This window comes from Lentzea sp. (assembly GCF_036380075.1).
Lineage (GTDB): Bacteria > Actinomycetota > Actinomycetes > Mycobacteriales > Pseudonocardiaceae > Lentzea.
In genome coordinates this window covers 1-7,646 of the sequence record NZ_DASVFL010000307.1, presented here as the reverse complement: position 1 = coordinate 7,646, position 7,646 = coordinate 1, and the positions used below count along the sequence as shown (strand labels likewise).

The 7,646-nt window shown below is 68.2% G+C and carries 6 protein-coding genes; 3 read left to right on the top strand and 3 right to left on the bottom strand.

All coding sequences use genetic code 11. The features are described 5' to 3' along the window. Positions 1–596, bottom strand: a 596-nt coding sequence (locus VF330_RS32290) for an ABC transporter ATP-binding protein (RefSeq protein ID WP_330855490.1), incomplete at its 3' end; no start/stop codon positions are given. A gap of 170 nt (positions 597–766) precedes the next feature. Between VF330_RS32290 and VF330_RS32285 the strand changes: the two genes are divergently transcribed. Next, complete coding sequence (locus VF330_RS32285) at positions 767–1,852, top strand: glycosyltransferase 87 family protein (protein WP_330855489.1); 1,086 nt, start codon at positions 767–769, stop codon at positions 1,850–1,852. Positions 1,853–1,874: 22 nt separating this feature from the next. On the opposite strand, the gene VF330_RS32280 is transcribed toward VF330_RS32285, so the two are convergent. Beyond that, a complete protein-coding gene (locus VF330_RS32280; RefSeq protein ID WP_330855488.1) occupies positions 1,875–3,299 on the bottom strand; it encodes a trypsin-like serine protease in 1,425 nt (474 codons plus the stop codon). A gap of 365 nt (positions 3,300–3,664) precedes the next feature. Here VF330_RS32280 and VF330_RS32275 point away from each other — a divergent pair, with 365 nt between their 5' ends. Beyond that, positions 3,665–4,591 carry a WXG100 family type VII secretion target gene (locus VF330_RS32275; RefSeq protein ID WP_330855487.1) on the top strand — a complete coding sequence of 309 codons (927 nt, stop codon included), beginning with the start codon at positions 3,665–3,667 and terminating at the stop codon, positions 4,589–4,591. 297 nt (positions 4,592–4,888) lie between these two features. Here VF330_RS32275 and VF330_RS32270 read toward each other — a convergent pair whose 3' ends face one another. Then, complete coding sequence (locus VF330_RS32270) at positions 4,889–5,104, bottom strand: hypothetical protein (RefSeq protein ID WP_330855486.1); 216 nt, start codon at positions 5,102–5,104, stop codon at positions 4,889–4,891. Between the two features lie 335 nt (positions 5,105–5,439). Here VF330_RS32270 and VF330_RS32265 point away from each other — a divergent pair. Beyond that, positions 5,440–7,646, top strand: a 2,207-nt coding sequence (locus VF330_RS32265; RefSeq protein WP_330855485.1) for a type I polyketide synthase, incomplete at its 3' end; no start/stop codon positions are given.

Sequence of the window (7,646 nt, the reverse complement as noted above, 5' to 3'; positions counted from 1 at the left end):
CGGACCGACATGCGCAGGAAGTCCAGGACCTCGGCGCCGCTGCGGGAGTCGAGGTTGCCGGTCGGTTCGTCGGCGAAGATCACCTCGGGGCGGGCGACCAGGGCGCGGGCGCAGGCCACGCGCTGCTGCTGGCCACCGGACAGCTCGGTCGGGCGGTGCGACAGCCGGTCGCGCAGGCCGAGGACGTCGACGATCGTGTCGAACCACTGCCGGTCGGGCTTGCGGCCCGCGAGTTCCAGGCCCAGCAGGATGTTCTGCTCCGCGGTCAGCGTCGGCAGCAGGTTGAACGCCTGGAACACGAAGCCGACGCGGTCGCGGCGCAGCTTGGTCAGGTCCTTGTCGCCCAGCTTCGTGATCTCGGTCTGTCCGATGTGGATCGACCCGCTGTCCACCGTGTCCAGTCCCGCCAGGCAGTGCATCAGCGTCGACTTGCCGGAACCGGACGGGCCCATGATCGCGGTGAACCGGCCGGCCTGGAAAGCGACGTCGACGCCGTCGAGCGCCCGCACCGCGGTGTCACCCCTGCCGTAGACCTTCACCAGGTTGTGGGCCGCCGCGGCGGTCCGGGTGCCGACCTCGGACACCACTCCGTACATGTCTTCTGCCTTCCTCACAGGGGTTCCAGCTCGGCGAGGAAGTTACGGGCGACCGGATCGGTCGCACATCAGCTGAATGACCCGCTGTAAATCGGCCTTAAGTACGACAACCCGGTTCGTCGCCGGACGCCCCTGCAATCATGGCGTCCTCCGTTCGACTTCTCAGCACCGTGACTTGGCTCGTGGCCCTGGTGTGGCAGCTCGTCACGTGGGCGGATCACTACCCGATAGATCTCGACGTCTACCGGTTGGGCGGTTCGGCTTGGCTCGAACACAGGTCGTTGTACGCCGGGTTCACCGGTCCCCCGCTCGATCCCGCGTTGCCGTTCACCTATCCCCCGATCGCGGCAGTGCTGTTCAGCAGCCTGAGCCTGGTACCGGCCGCGTTGCTGAACTCGCTGGCGGTAACGCTCAACTTCGTCGCACTGACCGCGGTGTGCGTCGCGGTGACGCAAAAGGTCCGTCCCGACCTCAAGTGGACGGTGGGGCCGCTGGCGGCGATCGGCGCGCTGGCGCTGGATCCGGTGTGGACGACCTACGGCTACGGACAGGTCAACCTGGTCCTGCTCGCGCTGGTCGTGAGCGACATCCTGCTAATGAAGGACAAGCGCTTGCGCGGCGTCCTGATCGGTGTCGCCGCGGCGGTCAAGCTGACGCCCGCGATCTTCGTGCTCCACTTCCTCGTCAGGCGCGACTGGCGGGCTGCGGCGACGTCAGCGGTCACGTTCGCGGGCCTGACGGTCGCAGGGTTCTTCGCCGCGCCGAAGGACTCGCTGCAGTACTGGCTGCACTCGTTGATGAACCCGGACCGCATCGGCGACATGTCGTTGTCGACCAACCAGTCGATCCGCGGCGTGCTGCGCGGCTTCGGCCTCGCGCCCGGCGTCGAGTCGCTGTTGTGGATGGCGCTCGCTGCCGTGGTGGTGGCCGCGGCGGCATTCGTGGCGAGGAAGACGGAGGACGACCTCGTCGCGTTGTTCGTCATCGCGGCCGCCGGATTGCTGGCGTCACCGGTCTCGTGGCTGCACCACTGGGTGTGGTGCGTGCCCGTGCTGGTGTTCCTCGCCCTGCGCGACGGCTCCTGGCCCGCGTTCACCGTCGTGTTCCTGGTGTTCACGACACGGCTGCACGAGTACGACACCTATGTGTGGCTGGCTGTGGTTGCCCTGGGACTGCTGGCCTGCAACCACTTCCCGCTCCGGGGCCGCCACCGCCGCGCCACGCCGGCGGAACTCGCCGACGTGGCACCGCGGTAGCGGCTTCGGGATCCCGCTCGGGTCAGCCCTGCGGCGTGGTGATCACGGTGAACACCGAGCCACCACTCGCCTGCCGCGCGCTGAGGTCCTCGAGGATCGTCGAGATCGGTGAGTAGTTGTTCAGCTCACCCGGCTGGCAAGGTCCGCTGCGCGACTGCTGGCTTCCTTCGAGGATGCCGAGCGCGGCCTTGTCGGTCTGGTCGAACAGCGGGCCGCCGCTGTCGCCGGCCCTCGCGCACACGTCGGTGTTGATGCCGACGTCGGTGGAGAGGACCTGGCCGCACTTCGTGCCGACGACGTAGCCCTCGCCCGCACCGCTGTCCACGGCTTCCGGGTAGGTCACCGCGCTCGACCCGGAGCCGGAGGCGCACACGATCGAGCCCGTGATGACCTCGGCCAGCGGCGTGATCTTCGTGATCTCCTGGTTCCCCGAGGGAGAAGCGGGATCGCACGTGCCGCCTTCACCGCAGTGCTTGAGCACGAGGTTGCGGGCGGTCTGGCTCTCCAGCCACCGGTCGGCGGTGGGAGCGTCGACGTACCGCACGGCCGCGTAGTCGTACGGGTACGCGTTCTTCTCGATGCCGTGCTGGTTCAGCACGGCCTGGGTGTTGTGCTGCGTCGGCACGTTGTTCGTCTTCGTGGCCATGCAGTGGCCCGCGGTCAGCACCCACGGCACGTTCGGGAACGCGCCGCCGGTCGTGCGCAGGTTGAACCCACTGGTGCAGCCGCCGACGGTGCCGTTGTCCCGCGTGAGGTCCAGCCGCAGGCCACCCCTCATCGGACCGTGGTTCGTGCAGAACAACGGATGGCAGTAGCCCTTGTCGACCGGATCAGCCGCGTACGGCGTCGGCTTCTGCAGGACGCGGGTCGCGACCTTCCCGGAGTCCGCGTCGAACACACGGGCCTCCGGCACGGCCTCGACCCCTGCCGCGGCCTTGTTCTTCTTCAGCCACGAGCGTTCCCAGACGACGACCCGGTTCTCGGTCGGGCTCACGACCGGCAGGTACACCGACTCCGGTCCGGCGCCGACCTGCGCGCTGATCCGGTCCGATGCCGAGTTCAGCGCGGCCAGCGAGTACTTCACCGTGCGAACCTGGACCTGCGAGTGAACAGGGCTGGCGGCGATGTCCTTCTGAGCAGCGGTGGGGTCCGTCAACGACACGACGAGAACTCCGCCGGCCTTCTGGTCGATCCACATGCCGCCGTACTGGTCGGGGACCACGCGCCGCAACCACTTGTCCAGCTCGGCCGCGCCGCGCTGGAGTTCCAACCGGCGCAACGCTTCCCGCTCGTTGACGCCGTAGGTCGCCGCCAGGTACGCGATCGACTCCTTCACGGAGCGCGGGTCGATCGGGCTGGGTGACGGTGACTCGGCCGAGGCGGGCGACACGGTCGCGGTAGCCGCGACCAGCAGACTTGCCGCGAGCCCGCCCAACTTGTTCGCCAAGCGCAAAACGGTCTCCTTCCTGGAGTTGTGCGAGCTGCCCATTCAATCGATGTCCAGATGAGACGGGCCGACATCTCACGGGGAGTCCGGGAAGTTTTCCCTCGTGCACCCGGACCGTTGCCCTTTCGACACGAGATCTGAACCGTATCGTCTTTCGGCGCTGAGCCCGACGCTCCACCGGCACGGAGATCCGCGGGAAGTGGGCCAACGCGACGTTGTGGCGGTCCAGAGGGGCAAGGTGCCCGGTAAAGCGTCGAGGAGACGGGCCGCATGTGGTCTTCTCTGCGACAGGCGGGTTTTCGTCGAAGGCTGCTCGTCCGACGATCCGCACAAGTTGTCTATCCAGGAAGGTGTCCATGGCCGGAATGTCGACCACGACCCCGGGGATGCACCGGGCGGCGATCTACCTCGGCGATACGCAGGCCGTGGCAAGGCGCGGTATCAGCCACGTCAACGACGCACTGTCCATGTTGCGCGGCAACTGGACCGGAGAAGCATCGGCGTCGTTCGACCGCTCGATGACCTCCTGGATGTCGGACTGCCAACACATCATCCAGAAGCTCGGCGAGATGATCCAGGTGATGGAGTCCAACCGCCAGGTCATCACAGCGGGCGAGCGGGCCAACGCGGACACCGCGAGGGGCATCCCCACCGGGCCCGGACTCGACCTCGTCGCGGGCGTACGGCTCAGAGACGACCTGGCCCCGCTCCGGCCCGAAACCCTCCCCTCCGCGCCGGGCTCAGACCTCATAGCGGGCGTACGGCTCAGGGAAGACCTCGCTCCGCTCCAACCCGAGACCCTCCCCTCCACACCCGGCCGACCAGCCACCCCTGAACACCTCCCGACCCCGGCGAACAACCCCGCCACCGGCGTGTCGGACGACACGACGAACGCGTTCGTCCGCTCCAGCCACTCCACGCCGGCGACCGACATCGGCACCCCTCACGGTGTCCTGACCCCGGCCACCGACAGCATTCCCGCCGAATACCCGAGGCAGGCGGAGCACCTGCCCACGCCGGGCGTCCCGCCCACGCCGGGCAGCCCGCCCGTCCCGGCCGCCGCGGCCATCCCGGCCATGCCGGGCATCCCGCCCATCCCGGCCGCCCCGGCCATCCCGGCCATCCCGGCCATGCCGGGCGTCCCGCCCATCCCGGCCATCCCGCCCATCCCGGCCGCCCCGGCCATCCCGGCCATGCCGGACACGATCAGGCTGGCTTTCGTCGACCCGATCACCGGTGTCGCCACTCCCCTCGTGTCCGACGAACTGCGGAACGAGATGAGGACCAACTAGACCGGGTTGTGGTGAGGCACGTGTTTCCATCGTGTCCTCGAGTGCAGCGTGAACGGTCTTCGAGCCTTGGCCGGTTCTCCCCCAGTTGTGGAGGCGAGAACCGGTCAAGGGCTGCGCTCGTGGGCGAATGAGTGATCGAATGCGGCTCCCGATCCCGCAACAGCGGGTGGAACCGGTTCGGGATGACCCATCGCGCGGCTGTCCCCACATCGGACACCTGCACGCGTTGAAAATCGGGACGGGAAGCCAAGGAGATGTCCAGAGCCTCTCCAGGCTTTCACGCGGAACGACGACTGCTCACGTCTCAGACCTCTGAATGATCCGGAACTCCACCGGCCGGAATTCCGCGAGCTGATTCTCGAGGGACGCCGTGTGGAACACCGTCGCCTCCTCGTCCATCCGCGTCATCGCTGCCAGGAGCTCGGTGCCGGTCGCCGAGAGAACGAGGAGTTGCTCCAGTCCGGCGGCGCCGCCGGCATCACCCGACTTCAGCATGTCGGCACGCATCTGCATGAGGAGTTCCTCAATTGACTGGCACACAGCGAAAACTCCCCGAAAGAATGGTGGTTGGTTCGCTCCACGGGTCGACGACCGAGCGTACATCTCCGCGCCTCCTCCAATGACACGGATGGACTTTCGGACTGAAATCCTTTCCCTCCGGCACAACGAGCGAGATTGTCGACTTCCGGAGGCGACCGACCGAACGTGAGTGTCACCGTGCCGATCGGCCACTCGACATCTCACGCGGGGTCTTGGGGCAGACCCGTCGAGCCAAACGCGCAGAAACCGGAGCGGCGGCGGAACTGCGTTGCACAGTGGTCGCCGGTGTACATCCGAGGGAGCCAGCGATGACAGCGGACCATGCGGCGGAACCGATCGCGATCGTGGGAATCGGCTGCCGTTTTCCCGGCGGTGTCAAGGACATCGACACGTTCTGGCAGTTGCTGGAGAAGGGAACGGACGCGATCGCCGACATCCCGCCGGACCGATGGAGCCTCTCCGCGTTCTACGACAGCAACGCCGCGACTCCCGGACGTGCGTTCGTGCGGCAGGGCGGTTTCCTGGACGCGCCAGTGGACACCTTCGACGCCGGGTTCTTCGGAATGTCACCACGTGAGGCCGCAGTGCTGGACCCGCAGCAGCGGCTGCTGATGGAGGTCACGTGGGAGGCGCTGGAAGACGCGGGCATCCCACCGGGCTCGACGGCATCGACGAACATCGGCGTCTACATAGGCGGGTTCACCTTCGACGCCGCCACGCTGCAGCTCACGGAAGCGAACCAGCACCTGGTGAGCGCTTCCACACCGACCGGCGTGAGCATGACCATGCTCGCCGCGCGGTTGTCCTACACGTTCGACTGGCTCGGCCCGTCGCTCACCATCGACACCGCCTGCTCGTCCTCCCTCGTGGCACTGCACCACGCGTGCACCGCGCTGGCTCGCGGTGACTGCGAGGCCGCCGTCGCGGGTGGGGTGAACGTCATGGTGAACCCGGTGACCACCGTCCTCATGTCCAAGGGGCAGTTCCTGTCTCCGGACGCGCGGTGCAAGTCCTTCGACCACCGTGCCAACGGGTATGCGCGAGGTGAGGGCGCCGGTGTTCTCGTGCTGAAGCCGCTTTCGGCGGCGGTGCGCGATGGCGATCCGGTACACGCGGTGATCCGCGGCACCGCGGTGAACCAGGACGGTCGCACGCTGGGCATCACGGTGCCCAGCGTGCGCGCTCAGCGGACGTTGATCCGACGTGCCTGTCAGGCCGGCGGCGTCGAGCCGGAGTCCATCGGGTACTTCGAGGCCCACGGCACCGGCACCGCGGTGGGCGACCCGGTCGAGGCCACCGCGATCGGCGAGGTGCTCGAAGGCTCGGAGCACACCCACTGGATCGGCTCGGTGAAGTCGAACTTCGGCCACACGGAAGCTGCCGCGGGAGTGGCCGGCGTGATCAAGGCGGTGCTGTGCCTGCGCAAGGGGAGGATTCCGCGCAACCTGCACTTCGAACGCCCCAATCCTCGGATCCCCTTCGACCGGCTGCCGCTGCGAGTACCTACCGAGATGGTGGCGTTCCCGGATCTGGGTGGGCCACGCCGCGCCGGGGTCAACTCGTTCGGGTTCGGCGGGACAAACGCGCACGCGATCCTCGAGGAGTGGCAGGACGTGCGGCCCGCACGACTCGAGGACAAGCGGGAACGACCGCACCTGCTCCCGTTGTCCGCCAGGAGTCCTCAGGCTCTGCGCGCTCTGGCCGACTCGTACGCGGCCTGGCTGGCCCAGCCGGGAGCTCCGGCGCTCGCGCGGGTGTGCCGGGCCGCCGCCCTGGAGCGCGACCACCACCGGTTCCGCACGTTCGTGGTCGCCTCGGACTCCGCCGCGGCGTCGGAACAGCTGCGCGGCTCGGTGGTGGACGCGACGCCCGTCGCCCCGGCCCCGGTCGCGTTCGTCTACACCGGGATGGGCCCGCAGTGGTGGGGCATGGGTCGTGAACTGCTCGACAGCGAGCCGGTCTTCGCGCGCGTGGTCGACGAGTGCGACGAGGTGCTGGCCCGCTTCGGGTTGTCGATGCGCGAGGAGCTGAGCCGTGACGAGTCGGCTTCTCGGCTGACGACCACGTTGTACGCGCAGGTGGCCAACTTCGTGGTGCAGACCGGGCTCACCGCGCTGTGGCGGGAGTGGGGCATCTCCCCCTCGGTGATCGTGGGGCACAGTGTGGGCGAGGTGGCCGCGGCGCACGCTGCGGGCGTGTACTCGCTCGAGGACGCGCTCACCATCAGCTACCACCGCGCGAGCCTGCAGGCCCGCCTCGCCGGACGCGGAGCCATGGTCGCGGTGGACGTGCCGGCCGCGGAGGTGACACCGTTGCTCCTCGACGGTGTCTCGGTAGCCGCGGTCAACAGTGCCCACAGCACCACCCTCGCCGGTGATCCCGACGCCGTGGAGGCTGTGGCGCGACGACTGACGGAGATCGGCGCGTCGGTGAAGCCGTTGCAGGTGGAGGTGGCCTACCACAGTCCGCAGATGGACGAGATCCGCGAGCCGCTGCTGTCGGCGTTGGCGAAGAT

What these genes read in the sequence shown, in the direction of transcription:
- VF330_RS32275 (WP_330855487.1), top strand. Translation starts at nt 3,665, where the DNA reads ATGTCGACCACGACCCCGGGGATGCACCGGGCGGCGATCTACCTCGGC.
- VF330_RS32270 (WP_330855486.1), bottom strand. Translation starts at nt 5,104, where the DNA reads ATGCAGATGCGTGCCGACATGCTGAAGTCGGGTGATGCCGGCGGCGCC.